We start from the raw sequence: 18,949 nt of genomic DNA, 5'->3' as shown, positions 1-18,949 counted from the left end.
AGGTGCATCGCGTCCACAGGCTTTGCTGGCGCTTCGCGCCAGATCGTCGGCAAGCCAACTCCCACGCCCTCCGGGCAGAAGCGGGTGGACCTCTGTCGTCCTGCGGGCAGAAGCAATGGACCCCTGTTGCGCCGCCTGCTTCTGATTCTGGCCGCAGGCCGTGGGAGCCGGCTTGCTACAAACCTGGTGACGCCGGTCGGGGTTTTGTGGCGTTTACGGGTACGGGATTGCTTGACGTTGTACGATGACGTATAACGAATGCTTCGTATTGAGTTGCCTTCCAACGTTAATCACGAGCCTCTAATAAAAATGAAATCACACACCTGCTCTCGCCTCTCCCCCATCGTTTACTCGGCTTTCCCGACCATCACTGCAGCGTCCAGGCTTGTTCAGGGTACGCAGTAGCGTCCTGCGGGATAACGCCCCTTCGCTTCTACCCACGCCAAAATCAAGCAGTCGTCTGACAACGATGGCGCGCTGAGTGGCATCTACGTGCTCGACCCACCATCCCACGCACCCTGCTCACAGGGGACGGAGAGAACATGGACCCAAGAATAACAATCATCCTGTGCCTGACCGCTGGCTACTTCATCGTCATGTCCTACATCGGATACAGCGTGCGCAAACACGCCAAAAGCCGCGATGGCTTCACCGGCGGAGGTCGAAGTTTTCCGCCCTTTCTGATTGGCGCGCTGCTGCTGTCCGAGTTCATCGGCAGCTCGGTCAGTATCGGCACTGCACAAAAAGGTTTTGAAGCCGGCATTTCCGCCGCCTGGAATCTGGTCGCACTGTCGCTGGGCTTTTTGCTGCTGGCGCTGGTTCTGGCCAAGAAATACCGCGACACAGGGCTGAACACCATTTCAGGGATCCTGGCGCAGAACTATGGTCAGGGCACGCGCTACGCGGCATCGATTCTGACCATCTGCGCGCTGAGCATCGTCTCCGTGGCTCTGTATGCCAGTGGCGGCGCGGTGCTGGCCGCGGTCCTGAACATCGACAAGACCCTGGCGATCCTGCTGGTGGGCGTGATCACCGTGTTCTATGTCAGCGTCGGCGGCATGCGCTCGGTGGTCTACACCAACTTTGTCCACGCGGTGATCAAATACATCGGTATCGTCCTGGCCCTGGCGTTCGCCCTGAACGCCAGCGGCGGCATCGGCGCCATGCAGGCCAAGTTGCCCGCCAACATGTTCGACTTCACGGGCGTGGGCTGGGGCCAGATCTTCGCCTGGATGATCGGCGGCATCGGTTCGATCTTCGCCACCCAATACGTGATTCAGGCGTTGGTCAGCACCAAGGATGAAAAGACTGCCAAACGCGCCTGCTTCTACGTGTCTTCGCTGATGATTCCGTTCGGCCTCATGGCTGCGCTGATTGGCATGTGCAGTGCTTTCCTGTACCCGGGCATCAAATCCATCGATGCCTTCCCGGTGCTCATTTCGCACATGCCGACCTTTTCGGCGAGCCTGGTGGTGATCGGTCTGGCCGGTGCGCTGTTCGGCGGCATCTCGGCCAACACCCTGGCCTCGGCCACCCTGGCGATGAAGGACTTCTACGACCCCTTCTTCAACAAAGACAAGGACGATCGCAAGTCGGTGATCTTCATTCGCCTGGCCATCGTGGTCATCGGTTTCCTGCCGCTGATCCTGGCCCTCTACGCCGACAAGATCCTGCTGATCGCCTTTCTCGGCAAGGCGCTGCGTGCCACCCTGGCGGTGATCGTGCTGATGTGTTTCTACGCGCCGAAATTCGGCAGCGGCCGCGGCGCCCTGGCCGGCGTGATCCTGTCGGTGTTCTCGACCATTGGCTGGTTCCTGGCGGGCAACCCGTATGGCATCGACAGCTCCTACTTCGCCCTGTTCGCGCCGCTGCTGACCATGGCCATCGCCGAACTGCTCAAATCCGGGCGTTCGGACCCACAACCTGTGTTAAACAAGAACGGCTGAAAACGTCGTTGCCAAGTGCAACCAAAGCGCGGTCCTGGGGACGGGGCCGCGACGCAAGGAGGAAACCATGAGCGACAAGAAAGCCGATGTACTGGTCTGGGGCCCGATGCATGCGGGGTTGACGCAGAACTTGAATCGCGATTTCACAGTGCACAATCGCTGGGAAATACAGGACATCGACGCCTGGGCCGCCGAGCACGGCGACAAGGTCCGCGGCGTGATTACCAGCGGTGTATACGGTGCCGACAATGCGCTGCTTGATCGCCTGCCCAATCTGCAAGTCATCAATAGCTTCGGCGTCGGTTATGACGCCGTCGATACTGCTTATCTTGCCGGTCGCGGGATCAAGCTGAGCAACACCCCCGATGTGCTGAACAACGCCGTTGCCGAAACCGCCATGGCGCTGATGCTGTGCGTATCGCGACGCATCAGCGAGGCCGAACGCTTCGTTCGCGCAGGTCAGTGGGCCACCGGCAAGTTCCCGCTGGGCAACGACTTGTGCGGCAAGACCTGCGGCATTGTCGGGCTGGGCAAGATCGGCAAGACCATCGCCAGGCGGGCGGCGGCGTTTGACATGAACATCGCCTATTTCCGTCGTGGCCAGGCGTATTCGGATGTTACCTACACCCACTACTCCGACTTGCAGGAACTGGCCAAGGCGTCGGACTACCTGATCGTCATCGTTCCCGGCGGTCCGGACACCCAGCACCTGATCAACCGTGACGTGCTCAAGGCTCTGGGCTCTAGCTCATACCTGATCAACGTCGCGCGCGGCTCGGTGGTCGATGAGCAGGCACTGGTGGCATCGCTGCTGGAATCGGAAATCGCCGGTGCCGGCCTCGACGTGTTCGAAGACGAGCCGAACGTCCCGTCCGAACTGCTGAAACTCGACAGCGTGGTGCTCACCCCGCACATCGGCAGCGGCACCGTGGAGACCCGCCAGGCGATGGCCGACCTGGTGTTCGCCAACGTCAGCGCGTACTTCACCGATGGCACGCTGGTGACGCGGGTAGCCCTGTAGCGGTCCGGTTTGCCGGCGGTGGCGGTTGCCAATACCCCGCCGACGGCAAGCCATGTTGCTGACCGGCCTGGACACCTTGATCACGACCGCAGGTCAGTCTTCACATTCCTTTCTCAACTTTTACGGATAATGCCGGTCCAACCGCCCCGAATACGATCAAGCAACGGGAGAATCCTGTTTGAATATTGCCGGCGTCATCTTTGACTGCGACGGAACCCTGGTAGACAGCGAACGTCTGGCTGCCGGGCTGCTGCGCGACATCTTGCAGGAGCATCAGGTATTACTGACGCTTGATCAGGTGCTGGAGCGCTTTCGCGGCGTGCAGTTTGCCCTGTGCATGGAAGGCCTGTGCCGCGACTATCCGTGGCTACCCAACATTGAGGTGGTCAACGCCTTTCGCGCGCGCACCCTCCCCCTGCTCCAGGCTAACCTTGAAGAAATGCCCGGCGCGGTGGAGTTCGTTCGCGGCTTGTCCCTGCCCAAATGCGTCGCCTCCAACGGCCCGCGCAGCAAGATCGAAACCTGCCTGAGCACCGTCGGCCTGCTCGACGTATTCCACGGTCTGATCGTCAGCGCCTATGAAGTGCACGCCTGGAAGCCCTCGCCGATCCTCATCGAACACGCCGCCGACCTGCTGGGGTTGAGCCCGCACGAATGCCTGCTGGTCGAAGACAGTGTGCCGGGCGTACAGGCTGGCCTGGGTGCTGGCGCGCAAGTGGCGGGTTACGGCGACGACACCGATTTTTCCGAGTTTCTCGACCACGCCAATTTTCATCGCGTGAAGGATTTTGGTGAATTGAAAGAACTGGTGCAGCGCATCAGTTGAGCGCAATGGCGGTGCTTGCTGTAGCGCGGCTCGCCGGCGGCCTGGCCTGGCATCGATAACGCTGGAACGGTCCTTTTGCCTGCAAACGCGATGAGTGGCAGGTTCCATCCACTCATTCGGCGCTTGTAGAGCACGCGACATCTCGATACTGTATATAAAAACAGTATCGAGAAATCCCATGCAGCTGATCGACAAGCTGAGCATCCTCGCCGACGCGGCCAAATACGACGCCTCCTGTGCCAGCAGTGCCGCGCCCAAGCGCAGCTCCGAAGGCAAGTCGGGCATTGGCTCCAGCACCGGCATGGGCATCTGCCACAGCTATACCCCCGACGGTCGCTGCGTCTCGCTGCTGAAAATCCTGCTGACCAACTTCTGCCTGTACGACTGCCAGTATTGCGTCAACCGCCGCTCCAGCGACGTCCCGCGTGCGCGTTTCAGCCCAGAAGAGGTGGTCACCCTGACCCTGGATTTCTACCGACGCAACTGCGTCAGCGGGCTGTTTCTGAGCTCCGGGATCATCCGCTCGGCCGATTACACCATGGAGCAGCTGATCCGCGTGGCCAAGCTGCTGCGTGAAGAGCATGAGTTCCGCGGCTACATCCATCTCAAGACCATTCCCGAAGCAGACCCGGCGCTGATCGAAGAAGCCGGACGCTATGCCGACCGCTTGAGCGTCAACATCGAATTGCCGACTCAACTGGGCTTGCAGACACTGGCGCCGGAAAAAGAGATGGGCTCGATCAAGCAGGCCATGCAGACCATTTACACCGGTCAGCAAACCGTGCTCAACGAACCCAAGGCGCCGCGTTTTACCCCTGCAGGTCAAAGCACGCAGATGATCGTGGGTGCCGACGATACCGACGACAGCACCATGCTGCACACCGCCCAATCGCTGTATGGCGATTTCCGTCTCAAGCGCGTGTACTACTCAGCCTTCAGTCCCATCCCCAACAGCCCGAAAAGCGTGCCGCTGGCCGCCCCGCCGCTGATGCGCGAGCACCGCCTGTATCAAGCCGACTTCCTGCTGCGCAGTTATGGCTACAAAGCCGGTGAACTGCTCGCAGGACCCGGCCATCTGGCGCTGGATATCGACCCCAAACTGGCCTGGGCTCTTGAGCACCGCGACATCTTCCCGCTGGATCTGAACCGCGCCGAGCCTGCGATGATTGCGCGCATTCCCGGGATTGGCATCCGTACCACCAAACGTCTGGTCGAACTGCGTCGCCAACGGCGCATCCGCTACGAAGACCTGACCCGTTTGCGCTGCGTGCTGGCCAAGGCACGGCCATTCATCATTACCAGCGACTACCATCCGCGCCAGGCAGACACCTCCAGTGTGGCGCTGCGCGAGCAGCTGCGCGACCGTCCGCAGCCCCAGCAAATGGCGCTGTGGGCATGATCACACTCGATTGCGACGATGTGTTCGACACCTGGCGCGATCAGGCGCGCTGGTTGTTGAGTCACCAGATCAATCCGGACCAGGTGAGCTGGAGCGTGCCTGAAGACGCCGATCTTTTCGCCAGCGACGAGCATTACCCGCAACAGACAGGACCATTCCAGGCACGCGTACCGCTGGCGTTGCTGGAATTGCTGCAAAACGCCGCGCAATATCGCGGCGAGCAGCGCTGGAGTCTGTTGTATGAGGTGCTATGGCGCGTCAGTCATGGTGACCGGACCGCCATGATGGCTGGCGACAGGTTGGGTAGCGAGCTGCATCGACGGCTCAAGCAGGTCAGCCGCGAAGCGCATCACCTGCACGCGTTTGTGCGCTTCATTCAATTGCCTGGATGCAATAACGGCAAGGACATGGAGGTCAAGGCCGCGCTGCTGGAGACCCACAGCCTGCCGGAATACGTGGCCTGGCATGAGCCGGCCCACGACATTCTGCGCACCGCCAGCGAGCACTTCATTGGCCGAATGGGCCGCCATCGCTGGATGATCGCCACGACCAGGGACGGCGTGTATTACGACGGTCAGCGCCTGATCCACAAACGCCAGTGCCCCGCTGCGTGGCAGGCCCTGGCGCGCAACGCGGAAGATCCCCAGGGCGAGCTGTGGCTGACCTACTACAGCCACATCTTCAATCCGGCGCGGCTCAATCCCAAGGTGATGCAGGGTCATCTGCCCTCGCGCTTCTGGAAAAACCTGCCGGAGGGCCCGCTGATCCCGGCGCTGATCAGCGAAGCACGCACCGGCAAACAACGAGATGGCCAGGCCAGGCAGATCGCCGAGCGACGAGGCAAGGTGATTCGGGGTGGGCGCTAAGCGCTGTTATTGATGCGCGCCGAAGCCCGTGGCCACTGCTTACTGACGATGCAGCGCGGTTTGCATGCCCGCCGTTGTTGTCGGGGTGCCCAGCGCCGTGCCGAAGAAGCGCACCGCCTCGCTGCTGAGGTTGCGATGGATGTCTTCTCGATCCACCCCGATGGCATCAGTACACAGCCCAGGCTGCGTCGCTCGTTGCTCATCGTCGCAAGGCGCCATGAACACAAAGTGCCCGGCGCCGGCCAACAATTTGAAGTCCGAGACCTCGGGCAGCTTGCGCGCCAATGCTTCGGCGTTCTTGTCGATGGCCAATAGTTCATCGCCATCACCGCTGTAGAGCAGCACCGGCACATGAACGTCGGACAGGGTATGTCGGCCGAACATCAGCCCCAGAGGCGCCATTAGCATCAGCGCGCCGACGCGCGGATCGGCCTGGGCATGCAGGTCATCGCGATCGGCCAACAGCTCCCCTTGAGTTTTGCAGGCGTCTCGGTCCTGTGGCCGCTCGATGCAGTACTGGCGCAGGCGCTGCAGGTCAGGCTGGGCGCCAGCCAGAATCAATGCGGTTTCGCCACCGGCCGAATAGCCGATCACACCGACGCGTCGGGCGCTGATATAGGGAGAGAGCATCGGGTCGAGCAAGGCGGCGCTGATGGCCTCGGAAATCTGCAAAGGCCGCCCGTACAGGTTGCTCAAGCTACCCAGGCGGCTATGGTCAAGATAGTTATCACCGGGATGAAAGACCGCGACCACCACAAAGCCCTTGCGCGCCAACGAGGTGGCCAGATCGTGCTGTGCCAGAGGCGTGCCAGTATTGCCATGCGAGAGCATCAACAGCGGGAAGCGGCCCATGGCAATCGTCGCATCTTCAGCCGCCTGGATCGGATAACCCTGGACCCGGGTCACCGTCTCCTCATCAGTCGACGGGTAGAAGGCATAGGCATGCATGGGCTTTGAATCCAGCGGATCAAGGAACGTCAGCTCATGGAAGCCCACGCTCCACGTTGCCAGCTCGCTGGCCTGCACCGAAATCAGGCCAGCCAAGAGGCTAAATACCATCACTGCACAAAGACGCATCATCGCAATGCCCTTGACTTTATCAATCCGTGTCGTGCGATCCAGACCCGTAGGGTCTGATCTCCTTTTAAAACGGTATCTGCAGTCATCTGACCCGGAGGCATGGATAACATTCAGAGCCGTTGTCAGATCAATAGTGCACAAGCCGGGCCAAACTCAGATAAATAGACGGGGATGGCCGAATGACATATCGCGCGGGCCGGAAGATGCGCGCAATTTTACGTCGCTTTGTTACAAGTTACCCGCAAAGAAATCGCAAAGGCTGTCGCGCGCCTGAACAGGCGCCCATAAACGACGAAAGCCCCGTCATCGTTTGGCGTTGGCCTGGGATGACGGGGCTTGCGGTGCTGTGGTAGCGAGTCAGAACATCGGTAATCGCTGCTTGAAGCGGCGATCAGGCAAACAGGGTTTCGTCGATGTGCTTCTGAGCGGCGGTGATGGCGTTGGCGCGCGGCTCATCGCCATAGGCCAGGCCATGGGCGAAGACGAACTGCAAGTCGGTGACGCCGATGAAACCGAACAGCACCTTGAGCAGGTCTTCATGACCGACGCTGCTTGGCTGACCGACATGCAGGCCGCCGGCAGTGGAAACGATGACCACTTTCTTGCCTTTGCACAGACCTTCCGGACCGGCTTCGGTGTAACGGAACGTGCGACCGGCAACGCTGATACGGTCGATCCAGGCCTTCAGTTGGCTAGGAATGGTGAAGTTGTACATGGGCGCGCCGATGACCACGACGTCAGCGGCAAGAAATTCTTCCAGGGTCGCCTCGTTGGTTTCTACTTCCAGTTTCTGCGCAGCATCGCGACCTTCGGCCGGTGTACCGGCTGCAGCCAGAGTGGCGCCGGAGAAGTGGCTCAGTGCATCATTTGCCAGGTCGCGATAGACCACCTGGGTATCCGGTTGACCGGCGGTGAAGGCTGTAACCACGCTGCGGCTCAGTTGGCGCGAAGCGGAATGGTCGCCAAGGATGCTGGAATCAATGTGCAAGAGTTTCATAACGTGCTTCCCAAGTGAGAATCGCCGCTTGGCGATCAAGTGGCGAGAATCCTACCTTGCAAGGCAATCACTGATTAGTCGGCAAAAACATGATGGTTCGTCCTGCTGACAGGACGATGAAGTGATCGATTGCTTCCATGCGACGCCTGAGAAGAAATCCTGCTTCAACGGCGAGCAATGGGCGCACTATCATCGGCAATGACCCCATCGAGGCCGTTTACCCCATGAAGCTTACAATTCTCGCCATTGAAGGCGTCTTCGACACGGGCCTGACTGTCCTGCTCGATGCCTTTTCGACCGCCAATGATCTGGGCGCGATGCTTCTGGAGACCTCACCGCATTTCGATATCAGCACGGTCGGTGTCAGACCGACCGTGCGCACCGCCCTGGGCCTGGAGGTTCCGATCCAACCGGTCGATGAGCTGTCCAGGCCCGACTGGGTGATCATCCCCGCCCTGAACACCCGGATGCCCGAGCAACTGGTGGCATCGCTCGGACGTAACGACATGCTCGACGCCAAGGCACAGCTCTTGACCTGGCATGCCCAGGGCGCCGGCATCGCGGCTTCGTGCATCGGCACATTCCTGCTGGCCGAGACCGGGTTGCTCAGTGGTCAGGAGGCGACCACCAGTTGGTGGCTGGGTCCCTTTTTTCGTCAGCGCTACCCGGACATCGCCCTCGACGAGTCAAGGATGCTGGTGCCGGCCGGCAACGTCGCCACCGCCGGGGCCGCCATGGGCCATCTCGATCTGGCGCTATGGATCATCCGCAAAGCCAGCCCCGAGCTGGCAGCGCTGGTGGCCCGATACATGCTCGCTGACTATCGCTCGTTGCAGGCGCCCTACATCATCCCCGAACACATGGCGCATGCGGATCCGTTGATGGAGGCCTTCGAGCGCTGGGCGCGCAGCCACCTCAAGTCCGGGTTTTCCCTGCAGGACGCGGCCACGGCGCTGGCCACTACGCCGCGCACTCTGCAACGGCGCACCGAAGCGGTGTTGGGAAAGTCGCCCCTGGCGTTCTTTCAGGACATGCGGGTGGAGCGCGCGCAGCATCTGGTGCGCACCACCAGCCTTGACCTTGAGGCCATCGCCGCGCAAGTCGGCTACGTCGATGGCGCGACCCTGCGCACACTCCTGCGCCGTCGCCTGGGTCGTGGCCTGCGCGAGTTGCGCGCCGATCTGAAATAGCGCTCGGTGCGCCCGCTGATGCCCAGGGTCAGGCGCGCGAAGCGATGCCCATGACCAGGCAAAGCCGGTTTTGGCGAAGGTTGCGAGCGAAGTTTTCGGCCATCTGTGCGAAGCGATCTCCCATCACCAGCTTGAGCGTCGGCCCCTGTTCGGCCGCTTGCACGGCGGGCAACTGGAAGCGGTCGAACCACTCGACGATTTCTTGCGTGACGTCTTTCCAGCGAGTCACTGTCAGCCCGGCGTCGTTCAGCGACGCACGGGTCTGCGCCTCGCTCAACAGCACACTGTCTTCACTGCGCTGCGCCCAGGGCACGGGGTAAAGCGGCGCAGGCTGACCCTGCACTGCCAGCACGTCGAAAAAGCCGAAGGTTCCACCGGGCTTGAGCACGCGTGCGACCTCTTGATAGACCTTGAGACGGTTGGCGATGTTCATCACCACATGCTGGGTGTAGACCACGTCGAACTGCGCATCGGCGAGCGGCAGCGCCAACAGATTGCCGACCTGATAGTCCACGCGCTCGCCACTGCCGGTACATGAGGCAAGCAACCTGGCCACCGCAACGAAGGACTCGGTCAGGTCGACCCCGGTCACGTGGCAGTCGTAGGTTTGCGCGGTGTAGCGCGACGGGCCGCCCAGACCGGAACCTGCGTCGAGTACCTGCATGCCCGGGGCCAGACTCAACAGGGCAATGAAGTCCGCGGTGGTTTTCAGCCCGCCGCTGTGGAACTGGTCGAAGCCGGCCAACTGTTCGTCGCTGATCGGACCGTCGCCCATTTGCGCCAGCAACTGCTCTACCCGCGTCAGCAAATCCTGTTCATGGGTATCGCCCTGGTAGTGCTGGCGAGCCGCCTGGGTCTGATCGTTCATGGTGCCTTGCTCTCGTCAAGTAACAGCGCCAGCGGCGATAACGGCCCGACCGGAATGAACTCGAACGTCATCAGGCCTGCCTTGTCCAGCGGCATCCGGGCGAACATCGCGCGGGCCTCGGCGACATCGGTCACATTCAGCACAAACACCACGCCGCTCTGGTCGGTGCGCACGTTCCACTGCTCGATTTTCCCGGCGAGGCTGAGCTTGACCGTCTCGCGCACTTCCTGCGGCAGCACGGCGCTGACCGCCTCCGGGGTAGCGGTAGGCGTCAGGGAACCGATGGCGATGATCTTGGTGGTCGGCACCTTGGGCAGCTGTTGCGCCGCCGAGGCAGCGCCGGACAGCGTGAACGCCAGTGTGCTGGAGATCGCAAGCAGTGCCATACGCCGCCAGGCGCCACGGGTTTTAAAGGTAGAAACAGCTGAAATGCTCATCTTGGGGAATCCTTTGAACGTCATGAATGAAGGTTTTTGCAGCGCGGGCCCGGCATCGAGCCCGGTTGTGCCCGGCTCAGGCGTCAGCCTGTGGGCGTAACAACGCGGGCGGTACCACGGTTTCCACTCGCCCGGTCAGGACGTCGTAGACCATCCCGGTCACGGTGAAATCGCCCGGCAGCTGAGGATTGGCCTTGAGCGCGGCGACATCGATTGCCACGGCCTGGTAAGGGTCAGCGATGGCCAGGTTGTCGAGCTCTGCAACCGTCACACCCAGATTTTTCGCCAGCAATTCCGGCGCGTGGTGCAGGCAGGGGGTGATGCCGCAGTCAGTATGGTGTAGCACGATCAGGTTCCAGCCCGGGCCCATGTCTTTGCCTTGAGCCTTGGCCACCGAGCGGACGATCGCCATGTTTTGCAGGGTCGCCGGGTTGATCCGGCCACCGACGTTACGTATGACGGCGGCCTCGCCATGCGCCAGGCCCAGGACATCGGCTGGATCCACACGCGGATCGACACAGCCGATCACAACCGTCTTCATCGAAGGCATTATCTTCAGACCGGCATTGAACTCAGTGCTGGCAAAGGTGGCGTTACGCTGCAACAGGTCATCGATCACGTTCATGAAAGCCTCTCGTTGATAAGGGAGTCAGCGCATCACTGCCCTTGAGCCATCTGCTCTGGGCATGCGCGGTAGGGGTTGGGCACAGGTAGGATGATGGTCGAAATCTAATGAGCTGGCTATCGTCGAAAATGACAAGTTTCGGATCGATTGCGTCACCGTCATGCGCCCTGCCCTGTGCAACCGACCAAGGGCCGCTCCAGCTAACAAATGATAGTCGTCATTGCTATTGGACACGCAAACGCAGGCGGCGCTGCCGGCAGCCCTATCTCTTGCTGGCGGGGTGGTCCTTGCCGGCCTGTTCGCAGGCCTGGCGGTCAGCCTCGGCGTTGAAGCCAAAGTCCTCTGCCAGCTGGTCGATCAAGCCCCTGACTGAGGGCAGCAGACCGCGACGCGAAGGAAACACGGCATGGATCAGCCCGCTGGGTGGTGCATATTCGGGCAGCACCTCGACCAGACGACCGTCATGCAGTTCGTGGCGAACCATGATCTCGGGCATCTGCACGATCCCCACGCCCTGAACCGCCGCACGCCGCAGGGCATCGAGATCGGAGGTGACGAATCGGGGGTAATGGGCGACTTCGATGCGCTTTGCCTTCGGACCCAGCAGGGTCCAGCGGTGCTCACGGTTGGCCGGTCCCAGGTCCATGCTGGGCAAGCCCGCCAGATCCTCGGGCGTTTTCAGGTTGATGCCTTCGACCAGCGACGGACGAGCGACCAGCTTCTGATAGCTCTCACCAAACACCCGCGCCACCAGTTCGGTGTCCTCAAGGGGTGGAAATCGAACGCGCAAGGCCATGTCGTAGCCCTCCCCCAGGACATCGACCCGGCGGTTGGTGCTGTCGATATGCACCTGGACCTTGGGGTGCATGACCATGAACTTTGCCACCGTATCGCTGACACCCATCGCACCCAGGGCCGGCGGACAACTGATGCGCACGATCCCTTGCGGTTCGGAGCGCGAATACTCCACCACCTGCTCGGCCGCGTCGGCCTCGACCAGCATCGCCACGCAATGCCGGTAGTAATCCTGCCCGATTTCGGTGACGGCAAACTTGCGCGTCGAGCGCTGGATCAGCCGCACGCCCAGACGTTCCTCAAGCAAGGCGATGCGCCTGCTGAGCCTGGATTTGGTGATGTCGAGTTTTCGTCCGGCAGCGGCGAATCCCTTGTGGTCGACCACCTGGACAAAAAAATACAGATCATTGAAGTCGTACACCAGGCGCGCTCACAGGCAGGAAACAGAGGCCATTATTACAGCTGACCGCACAAGTGTCGTGCTGCGCAGCGAAGACGCCGGGCGATCGAGTCTGCTAAAAGGTGCACCCGCCAGCACGGTTTTCCGAGAGGACAGCGCATGAACATCGAAGAAGTTGCGGCTTTTTGCCTGGGCTTGCCCGGTGCCAGGGAAGATTACAAATGGGGCGGCGTGCGGGTGTTTTCCATCTGCGACACCAAGATGTTCGCGGTCATGGGCCTGGCCGGTGACGACCTGTCGTTCAAGGTCGGTCCGCAGCTGTTTCTGGGCTATGTCGACCGCCCGGGCATACGCCCTGCGCCCTATCTGGCTCGCGCGTACTGGATCACCCTGGCGTATCCCTACGCCATGGGCGATGTGGAACTGCGCGAACTGCTGACCCGCTCTCATCAACTGGTGGTCAGCAAACTGGCGAAGCGCCGGCAGGCGGCGCTCAAGCTCTGACATCGGTCAGGGTCAGTAGAAATGCCGGGCCAGGAAGTTACCTCCCGACAGTACGCGGTCGGCCCAGAACAACTGGTGCAACACGACGATCAACCAGAACACAAGCTGATAAGACAGCTTGCGTGTCTTGTGTCGAAACGCTTGCTGCGCCACCAGCGCACCCGGCCAGCCGCCGAGCATCTCGACCGCGTGCAGCAGTTTTTCGGGCGTGCGCTGGCCCTGCATGCGGGCCTGCTTCTTGTCGTATCCGTATAACCCGAAGGCGATCACGCTCATCAGCGGGTAGATCGCCAGCGCCAGCCATGAACCACCGTGCAGCCCCAGCGCCAGCCCGCCATACACCGGCAAGGCACACAACAGCAGCAGGATCGCCAGCTTGAACTTGAGAAACCGCACAGCGCGCCGGGCCACACGGTTTTCGGTGTTTGGCTGCATGGGCTGATTCATCGCCTCAGGCCTGCACGCTGGACCAATCGACCCAGCCGAACACCCAGGTCGCCAGAATCAGCAGCCCGAATGCAATGCGATACCAGGCGAACACCGCGTAGCTATGGGTCGCGATGAACTTGAGCAGCCCGCGTACAGCGATCATGGCGAAAATGAAGGAGGTGATGAAACCCACCGCGAATACGGCGAAATCGTCCGGTTGAAACAGATGCCGGTACTTGAACCCCGAATACAGTGATGCCGCGATCATGGTCGGCATGGCGAGGAAGAACGAGAACTCGGTGGCCGTCTTGCGCGACAGGCCAAACAGCAGACCGCCGATGATGGTCGCGCCCGAACGCGACGTGCCGGGGATCATCGCCAGGCATTGGGCGAACCCGACCTTGAGCGCATCGACCCAAGTCATCTGTTCCACCGTTTCGGCATGCACCTGGTGCTGCCGGCGTTCGGCCCAGAGCATGATGAAACCGCCAATCACCAGTGCAGCAGCGACGGTCACGGGATTGAACAGGTACTCGTGGATCAGATCGGAAAACATCACCCCCAGCACCACCGCCGGTAACACGCCGATGATCAGGTTAACGGTGAAATGCCGGGCCTCAGGCTTGGTCGGCAGGCCGGTGACGACCTCGACGATCTTGTGCCGGAACTCCCACATCACCGCCAGGATCGCCCCCAGTTGAATGATGATGTTGAACGCCATCGCCCTTTCGCCACCGAAACCGATGAGGTCGGCGACGATGATCTGGTGGCCGGTGCTGGAGATCGGCAAGAACTCCGTCAACCCTTCAACGACCCCAAGTATTAACGCCTGTGCGGCGGTCCAAAGATCCATCATTCCCCCAGTTGGAGCCCGCTCGTGGCGAAGCTCTCTTGATATGTTTTGAACACTGTCCGGTGCACGTTAAACGGTCCGATGTAAAAACCGCATGAACAGTCAAGACTGCGGGCTCAAGCACGCGAGCGCCGCGATCCTATCAGACCTGCAAGGCGAACGCTCTAGCATGGATATTGGCGCGCAGGCATTGACGTTGCAGGCCCGCTGATGACGTTTTGGCTATCAGCGGCTCAGGCGAACCTTCCTTTGATTCAGCACGCCACAATGGTTCAGAAACGGCTTACAATCGCCGACCTTTTTATCGCCTTCCTTGTTTGCAGGAGTCTTCATGTCCGGGCTTGAACTGTTCGCCGCTGCACTCGGTGTCATTGCCGTCTGGCTGACAGTCAAACAGAACCCCTGGTGCTGGCCTGTGGGGCTGGTGATGGTGCTGCTCTATACCTGGATCTTCTTCGACGTGAAGCTGTACTCGGACATGCTGCTGCAAGTGGTGTACGCGGTGCTGCAGCTGTATGGCTGGTGGCAATGGACCCGGCGCGGCGCCGCCCTGGAGGGTCGCAGCGTGACGTCGCTGGACGCCGGCGCCCTGAGTCTGAGCCTGGCCGTCGGCGCGGTGGTGAGCCTGATTCTCGGTGCGGCCATGGCGCACTTCACCGATGCCGCGCAACCCTGGCTCGATGCGGCCCTGACCGGTTTCAGCCTGGTGGCGCAGGTATGGATGGCGCAGAAACGCGTGCAGTGCTGGCCCTTGTGGATTGTCCTGGACGTGATTTTCGTCGGCCTGTTCCTCTATAAGGCGCTGTACCTGACCGCCGCCCTGTATGCGCTGTTCACCCTGCTTGCCGTGCAGGGCTGGCGTGACTGGCGCGCCGATCCGGCGCTGGCGCGCTGAAGCCGGCGATGAAGGTTCTGATGTTGGCAGGCCCCGAATCCAGTGGCAAGAGCTGGCTGGCAGGGCACATCCAGCAGCGCTTCGGCGGCGAGCTGGTCGGTGAGTACGTGCGTCACTTCATCGACCACGAGCAACGTGACACCTGTTATGCCGATATCCCTGCCATCGCCCGCGGCCAACTGGCCTGGGAGGACGCTGCACGCGCCCGGGCGCCGCACTTGCTGATCCTCGATACGCACCTGCTGAGCAACATGCTATGGAGCCGCACACTGTTCGGTGACTGCCCGCCATGGTTGACCCAGGAACTCGCGGCGCGCCGTTACGACCTGCACCTGTTGCTCTCGCCCCAGGGCGTGGACTGGGTCAGCGATGGCCAGCGTTGTCAGCCACAGCTGGGCGAGCGGCAGGCATTTTTCGATGCCAGTCGGGACTGGCTCGACCGACATGGGCAGCGCTACGAGGTGATCGAAGGAAGCTGGAGCTACCGCATGGAGCGGGCGTTCGAGGCAGTTGAAGCGCTGCTTCGGATCGATGCCGGTTGATGGATAAACAGCAGAGCGTGCCGCACACCCCCCTGGCAGCACGGCTTGCCAGGCCAGCCTGGTGAAATCGATACCGCCGGCAAGCCGGGCGGCTACACAGCCATCCGGATCGGGCGCCCTCAGCGAATCTGGTGCTTGTGCAGCAACCGATAGAACGTTGGCCGGGAAATGCCCAGCACCTTGGCCGCAACGCTGAGGTTATCGCTATGGCGGGTCAGTACATCGCACAGCGCCTGGCGCTCTGCCCGGCATTTGTATTCATCCAGCGTGCCCATGCTTGAACTGATTTCCTCCTCGCCCAGCAAGCCCAGGTCAAACGCCTCGATCTGCCGTCCTTCGGCCAACACCAGCCCCCGACGCACACGGTTTTCCAGTTCGCGGACGTTGCCCGGCCAGTCGTGTTTGCCCATGGCGACCAGCGCGTCCTGACTGAAATTGCGCGGACGACGGCCGGTTTCCCGACTGTAGAAATGTGCGAAATGGTTGGCCAGCAACGCCAGATCACCGTGCCGCTCGCGCAGCGGCGCGGTACCGACCTGCAGTACATTGAGCCGGTAATACAAGTCTTCGCGAAAATGCTTCTTGCGAATCGCCGCTTCCAGGTCCACATGGGTGGCCGCAAGAATGCGCACGTCGACCGCAATGCGTTCTGCGCCAACGTCGATGTGCCGATCCTGAAGAAAGCGCAGCAGGTTGGCCTGCACATCCAGCGGCAGGTCGCCTATCTCGTCAAGAAACAAGGTGCCGCCGTTGGCCGCTTCGATGCGCCCGCGCTTGCGTTGCCGACCATTGGCGCCCTCATCCTCATAACCGAACAATGCGGCCTGCAGTTGATGCTCGCCTATGGCACCGCAATTGATCGAGACAAACGGGCGAAGCCGCCGCTGGGACTGCATATGCAGTGTGCGCGCCACCAACTCCTTGCCGGTGCCGGTCTCGCCCCGGATCAGCACCGGTGACTCGGTCGGCGCCAGTTTGGTCAGCAACCTGCGCAGCTCACGAATCGGCCTGCTCTCGCCGAGCATCTCGTGTTCCGGCCCGCTGCCGTAACTCGAGCCCTGGGCGCGCAAGCGCGCCATGCCGTAGGCACGTCCCAGGGTGACCTGCACTCGGGCGACATCGAACGGCAGGGTGTGAAAGTCGAAGAACCACTCGCAGACAAAGTCGCCAATCAGCTCACGGCGCAGGTCATCAGCCGTCAGCACCGCTATCCATTCGGTGTTGCTGCGGGTGATCAGGTCCTTGATCAGCTGGGGCTGCTCGAAATGCTGGGGCAGCAGGCGAATCAATCCCACGTCACACGAGCGAGACGCCGCCGATTCCAACGGGCAGCTGTCAACCTCCCATCCTGCGATGCGCAGGCCCGGGATCAAACGCAGGCATTCGTCACAGGGTTCGACAATTAACAGGCGGCGGATCGATGCCAGTTCATGCATGAGTAATTCCTTGGCGCCAAGATTCAACTAACTTTCTGGAGGAAAAACATTTTTAGAAACAGTGTCTTGGAGACCTTGATGGGTACATTAGCAAGTTTTTTGACACCCCCTTGTACCGATTATCTATAAGGCTAAGATCAAATAGTGCTTAGGCTTGGGCAAAACGCACTAAAGCGGTAATCAGGCGAGTGAATCACTGCCGTAACACTCCCAATACCCTGAAAAAAACGCCGGACAGCGGGTTTAAAACATCGGCAATCGACAAATTAATCACAAAAAATGCAAATCCGTTGTGACTTCACCCCCGGCGCGGGTCATCAGTACAAGTATCCAACCGAACGGGAAGCCCGCCGCCGGTGACTGAATTGATACGGGCACTTGAGGACACTCCATGAACGCCCCTTTGCGCTTTAATGAAGCCTTGCTGATCGCCGGACACGCCTTCGAACCCTTCCAGTGCGTGGCCTGGGCCCCACAGGACGGCAACGGCGAACTGAGCCTAACCGTCGTCGACCGCACCAGCACCCGTATCGGGCGCAAACAGATCCCCAGCAGCGCCTATTGCGATCCGAAACAGCTGGCGCAGTTTCTGGAACAGGCACGCGCAGAAATCAGCGGTGAGGGCTACAGCCTGGAGCCATGGACCATGCCGGCCTGAGCTTGATGCGAACACTCATTGCAGAACTTTTGTCCTGAGTGTTCGGAGGTCTGGACGATTTTTGCCGAACAGGATGTGCATTACTCTGACGGTCAACAAGTAGACCGCCATCGAACGATCGGTTCGGGCGCGAAACTTACTTACCTTAAAGAGCACACATCATGCGAATCATTAAATTTGAACGGTATGGCGCGCCCGAGGTTTTGCAGTATCAGGAAGTCGGCGCGCAACTGCCTGCCGACAACGAAGTGCTGATCCGGGTCAAAGCCATCGGTCTGAACCGTGCCGAATCCATGTGGCGACAAGGTGCCTATGTCGAGCCGGTCAATCTGCCGGCACGGCTGGGTTACGAAAGCGCCGGCATCGTCACTTGCGTTGGCGCCGGGGTCACCCACGTCAAGCCGGGCGATGCAGTCAGCACCATCCCCTCGTTTTCCCTGAATGACTACGGCATGTACGGCGAGGAAGTCCTTGCCCCTGCCCACGCCGTGGTCAAGCACCTGCCGACGCTGTCGTTCGAGCAGGCCGTGTCCATCTGGAACCCCTACATCACGCCTTATGGCGCATTGATCGCCACCGGGCTGCTCAAGGCCAACGACACGGTATTGATCAACGCCGCCTCAAGCAGCGTGGGCGTAGGCAGCATCCAGATGGTCAACATGATGGGCGCGGTATCCGTGGCCCTGACCCGCACCGGCGAAAAACGCCAGCAACTGCTCGATGCCGGGGCGCAGTACGTGATTGCCACCGAGGAACAGGACCTGGTCGCCGAGGTGATGAAGATCACCGATGGCAAGGGTGCGCAGATCATCCTTGAGCCGGTCGGCGGCGCGAACTTTCCAAAACTGATCTCAGCCCTGCAAGTTGGTGGCACCGTGTTCGTCTACGGCGGCCTGAGCACGGATGTCACACCGCTGCCCATTCTCGAGGTAATCGCGCGCAAGCCGATCATCCGCGGCTACAACCTGTTCGAGGTCACGACCCACCCGGACAGCCAGAAGAAGGCCGTCGAGTTCATCTCTCAAGGGCTGGAGTCGGGTGCACTGAAACCCATCATCGAGAAAACGTTCACGTTCGATGAAATGGTGCAAGCGCATCACTATCTGGAAAAAAGCCAGCACCTGGGTCGGATCGTGGTCCTGGTCGACTGACCACCCCCCTCTTTCTTCAGCTTCGCCCAAC

Annotated in this window: 20 protein-coding genes; 11 read left to right on the top strand and 9 right to left on the bottom strand. The window is 60.9% G+C overall.

All coding sequences use genetic code 11. The features are described from left to right. The first annotated feature begins 542 nt into the window (after positions 1-542). The 5 genes from ACI2KS_RS09700 to ACI2KS_RS09680 all read left to right on the top strand — a co-directional run bounded on the left by ACI2KS_RS09700 (position 543) and on the right by ACI2KS_RS09680 (position 6,058). Positions 543-1,946 carry a sodium:solute symporter family protein gene (locus ACI2KS_RS09700; RefSeq protein ID WP_404619461.1) on the top strand — a complete coding sequence of 468 codons (1,404 nt, stop codon included), beginning with the start codon at positions 543-545 and terminating at the stop codon, positions 1,944-1,946. A gap of 67 nt (positions 1,947-2,013) precedes the next feature. Further along, complete coding sequence (locus ACI2KS_RS09695) at positions 2,014-2,967, top strand: 2-hydroxyacid dehydrogenase (protein ID WP_404619459.1); 954 nt, start codon at positions 2,014-2,016, stop codon at positions 2,965-2,967. A gap of 178 nt (positions 2,968-3,145) precedes the next feature. Then, on the top strand, positions 3,146-3,793 hold the full coding sequence (locus ACI2KS_RS09690) for an HAD family hydrolase (protein ID WP_404619457.1): 648 nt from the start codon (positions 3,146-3,148) through the stop codon (positions 3,791-3,793). A 178-nt stretch (positions 3,794-3,971) separates the two neighbouring features. Then, positions 3,972-5,192, top strand: coding sequence for a putative DNA modification/repair radical SAM protein (locus ACI2KS_RS09685; protein WP_404619455.1), 1,221 nt, complete (start codon positions 3,972-3,974; stop codon positions 5,190-5,192). Beyond that, positions 5,189-6,058, top strand: a complete 870-nt coding sequence (locus ACI2KS_RS09680; RefSeq protein ID WP_404619453.1) for a TIGR03915 family putative DNA repair protein — start codon at positions 5,189-5,191, stop codon at positions 6,056-6,058. Before ACI2KS_RS09685 ends, ACI2KS_RS09680 begins: the two co-directional genes overlap by 4 nt. Positions 6,059-6,097: 39 nt before the next feature. On the opposite strand, the gene ACI2KS_RS09675 is transcribed toward ACI2KS_RS09680, so the two are convergent. Continuing rightward, on the bottom strand, positions 6,098-7,138 hold the full coding sequence (locus ACI2KS_RS09675) for an alpha/beta hydrolase family protein (protein WP_404619451.1): 1,041 nt from the start codon (positions 7,136-7,138) through the stop codon (positions 6,098-6,100). Positions 7,139-7,529: 391 nt separating this feature from the next. Then, entirely contained in the window at positions 7,530-8,135 is a 606-nt protein-coding gene (locus ACI2KS_RS09670; protein ID WP_404619449.1) for an FMN-dependent NADH-azoreductase, read from the bottom strand. A gap of 224 nt (positions 8,136-8,359) precedes the next feature. Between ACI2KS_RS09670 and ACI2KS_RS09665 the strand changes: the two genes are divergently transcribed. Next, entirely contained in the window at positions 8,360-9,325 is a 966-nt protein-coding gene (locus ACI2KS_RS09665) for a GlxA family transcriptional regulator (protein ID WP_404619447.1), read from the top strand. A 28-nt stretch (positions 9,326-9,353) separates the two neighbouring features. Here ACI2KS_RS09665 and ACI2KS_RS09660 read toward each other — a convergent pair whose 3' ends face one another. From ACI2KS_RS09660 to ACI2KS_RS09645, 4 genes are all read right to left on the bottom strand, one after another. Continuing rightward, on the bottom strand, positions 9,354-10,193 hold the full coding sequence (locus tag ACI2KS_RS09660) for a class I SAM-dependent methyltransferase (RefSeq protein ID WP_404619445.1): 840 nt from the start codon (positions 10,191-10,193) through the stop codon (positions 9,354-9,356). Further along, positions 10,190-10,630, bottom strand: a complete 441-nt coding sequence (locus ACI2KS_RS09655; protein ID WP_404619443.1) for a hypothetical protein — start codon at positions 10,628-10,630, stop codon at positions 10,190-10,192. The genes ACI2KS_RS09660 and ACI2KS_RS09655 overlap by 4 nt, the downstream gene beginning before the upstream one ends. A 76-nt stretch (positions 10,631-10,706) precedes the next feature. After that, complete coding sequence (locus tag ACI2KS_RS09650) at positions 10,707-11,255, bottom strand: carbonic anhydrase (protein WP_404619441.1); 549 nt, start codon at positions 11,253-11,255, stop codon at positions 10,707-10,709. Positions 11,256-11,517: 262 nt separating this feature from the next. Beyond that, the gene (locus tag ACI2KS_RS09645; protein WP_404619439.1) at positions 11,518-12,471 is read right to left on the bottom strand and encodes a LysR substrate-binding domain-containing protein; all 954 of its coding nucleotides are present in this window, start codon (positions 12,469-12,471) and stop codon (positions 11,518-11,520) included. Positions 12,472-12,609: 138 nt separating this feature from the next. Between ACI2KS_RS09645 and ACI2KS_RS09640 the strand changes: the two genes are divergently transcribed. Beyond that, on the top strand, positions 12,610-12,954 hold the full coding sequence (locus tag ACI2KS_RS09640; RefSeq protein ID WP_404619437.1) for an MmcQ/YjbR family DNA-binding protein: 345 nt from the start codon (positions 12,610-12,612) through the stop codon (positions 12,952-12,954). Between the two features lie 12 nt (positions 12,955-12,966). Here ACI2KS_RS09640 and ACI2KS_RS09635 read toward each other — a convergent pair whose 3' ends face one another. Together ACI2KS_RS09635 and ACI2KS_RS09630 are read right to left on the bottom strand one after the other, a co-directional pair. Further along, on the bottom strand, positions 12,967-13,389 hold the full coding sequence (locus ACI2KS_RS09635; protein ID WP_404619435.1) for a DUF1294 domain-containing protein: 423 nt from the start codon (positions 13,387-13,389) through the stop codon (positions 12,967-12,969). Positions 13,390-13,405: 16 nt separating this feature from the next. Next, positions 13,406-14,236 carry an undecaprenyl-diphosphate phosphatase gene (locus tag ACI2KS_RS09630; RefSeq protein ID WP_404619433.1) on the bottom strand — a complete coding sequence of 277 codons (831 nt, stop codon included), beginning with the start codon at positions 14,234-14,236 and terminating at the stop codon, positions 13,406-13,408. Between the two features lie 331 nt (positions 14,237-14,567). Between ACI2KS_RS09630 and pnuC the strand changes: the two genes are divergently transcribed. Both pnuC and ACI2KS_RS09620 read left to right on the top strand, forming a co-directional pair. Beyond that, positions 14,568-15,131, top strand: a complete 564-nt coding sequence (gene pnuC, locus ACI2KS_RS09625) for a nicotinamide riboside transporter PnuC (RefSeq protein WP_404619431.1) — start codon at positions 14,568-14,570, stop codon at positions 15,129-15,131. Between the two features lie 8 nt (positions 15,132-15,139). Next, positions 15,140-15,673, top strand: coding sequence for an AAA family ATPase (locus ACI2KS_RS09620; RefSeq protein ID WP_404619429.1), 534 nt, complete (start codon positions 15,140-15,142; stop codon positions 15,671-15,673). 119 nt (positions 15,674-15,792) lie between these two features. Here ACI2KS_RS09620 and ACI2KS_RS09615 read toward each other — a convergent pair whose 3' ends face one another. Further along, positions 15,793-17,109, bottom strand: coding sequence for a sigma 54-interacting transcriptional regulator (locus tag ACI2KS_RS09615; RefSeq protein ID WP_404619427.1), 1,317 nt, complete (start codon positions 17,107-17,109; stop codon positions 15,793-15,795). A gap of 391 nt (positions 17,110-17,500) precedes the next feature. Here ACI2KS_RS09615 and ACI2KS_RS09610 point away from each other — a divergent pair, with 391 nt between their 5' ends. Continuing rightward, the gene (locus tag ACI2KS_RS09610; protein WP_404619425.1) at positions 17,501-17,767 is read left to right on the top strand and encodes a hypothetical protein; all 267 of its coding nucleotides are present in this window, start codon (positions 17,501-17,503) and stop codon (positions 17,765-17,767) included. Between the two features lie 161 nt (positions 17,768-17,928). Next, positions 17,929-18,918, top strand: a complete 990-nt coding sequence (locus ACI2KS_RS09605) for a zinc-dependent alcohol dehydrogenase family protein (RefSeq protein WP_404619423.1) — start codon at positions 17,929-17,931, stop codon at positions 18,916-18,918. Positions 18,919-18,949 lie beyond the last annotated feature (31 nt).

The organism is Pseudomonas sp. NPDC087358 (assembly GCF_044900785.1).
Lineage (GTDB): Bacteria > Pseudomonadota > Gammaproteobacteria > Pseudomonadales > Pseudomonadaceae > Aquipseudomonas.
Note: the sequence above shows the minus strand (reverse complement) of the source record. Positions and strands in the feature narration are given on the sequence as shown.

Bases quoted from the DNA above. Each gene is read 5' to 3' on its own strand.
- ACI2KS_RS09700 (WP_404619461.1), top strand. From the start codon at position 543: ATGGACCCAAGAATAACAATCATCCTGTGCCTGACCGCTGGCTACTTC.
- ACI2KS_RS09695 (WP_404619459.1), top strand. From the start codon at position 2,014: ATGAGCGACAAGAAAGCCGATGTACTGGTCTGGGGCCCGATGCATGCG.
- ACI2KS_RS09685 (WP_404619455.1), top strand. From the start codon at position 3,972: ATGCAGCTGATCGACAAGCTGAGCATCCTCGCCGACGCGGCCAAATAC.
- ACI2KS_RS09680 (WP_404619453.1), top strand. From the start codon at position 5,189: ATGATCACACTCGATTGCGACGATGTGTTCGACACCTGGCGCGATCAG.
- ACI2KS_RS09675 (WP_404619451.1), bottom strand. From the start codon at position 7,138: ATGATGCGTCTTTGTGCAGTGATGGTATTTAGCCTCTTGGCTGGCCTG.
- ACI2KS_RS09670 (WP_404619449.1), bottom strand. From the start codon at position 8,135: ATGAAACTCTTGCACATTGATTCCAGCATCCTTGGCGACCATTCCGCT.
- ACI2KS_RS09665 (WP_404619447.1), top strand. From the start codon at position 8,360: ATGAAGCTTACAATTCTCGCCATTGAAGGCGTCTTCGACACGGGCCTG.
- ACI2KS_RS09660 (WP_404619445.1), bottom strand. From the start codon at position 10,193: ATGAACGATCAGACCCAGGCGGCTCGCCAGCACTACCAGGGCGATACC.
- ACI2KS_RS09655 (WP_404619443.1), bottom strand. From the start codon at position 10,630: ATGAGCATTTCAGCTGTTTCTACCTTTAAAACCCGTGGCGCCTGGCGG.
- ACI2KS_RS09650 (WP_404619441.1), bottom strand. From the start codon at position 11,255: ATGAACGTGATCGATGACCTGTTGCAGCGTAACGCCACCTTTGCCAGC.
- ACI2KS_RS09640 (WP_404619437.1), top strand. From the start codon at position 12,610: ATGAACATCGAAGAAGTTGCGGCTTTTTGCCTGGGCTTGCCCGGTGCC.
- ACI2KS_RS09635 (WP_404619435.1), bottom strand. From the start codon at position 13,389: ATGCAGCCAAACACCGAAAACCGTGTGGCCCGGCGCGCTGTGCGGTTT.
- ACI2KS_RS09630 (WP_404619433.1), bottom strand. From the start codon at position 14,236: ATGGATCTTTGGACCGCCGCACAGGCGTTAATACTTGGGGTCGTTGAA.
- pnuC (WP_404619431.1), top strand. From the start codon at position 14,568: ATGTCCGGGCTTGAACTGTTCGCCGCTGCACTCGGTGTCATTGCCGTC.
- ACI2KS_RS09620 (WP_404619429.1), top strand. From the start codon at position 15,140: ATGAAGGTTCTGATGTTGGCAGGCCCCGAATCCAGTGGCAAGAGCTGG.
- ACI2KS_RS09615 (WP_404619427.1), bottom strand. From the start codon at position 17,109: ATGCATGAACTGGCATCGATCCGCCGCCTGTTAATTGTCGAACCCTGT.
- ACI2KS_RS09610 (WP_404619425.1), top strand. From the start codon at position 17,501: ATGAACGCCCCTTTGCGCTTTAATGAAGCCTTGCTGATCGCCGGACAC.
- ACI2KS_RS09605 (WP_404619423.1), top strand. From the start codon at position 17,929: ATGCGAATCATTAAATTTGAACGGTATGGCGCGCCCGAGGTTTTGCAG.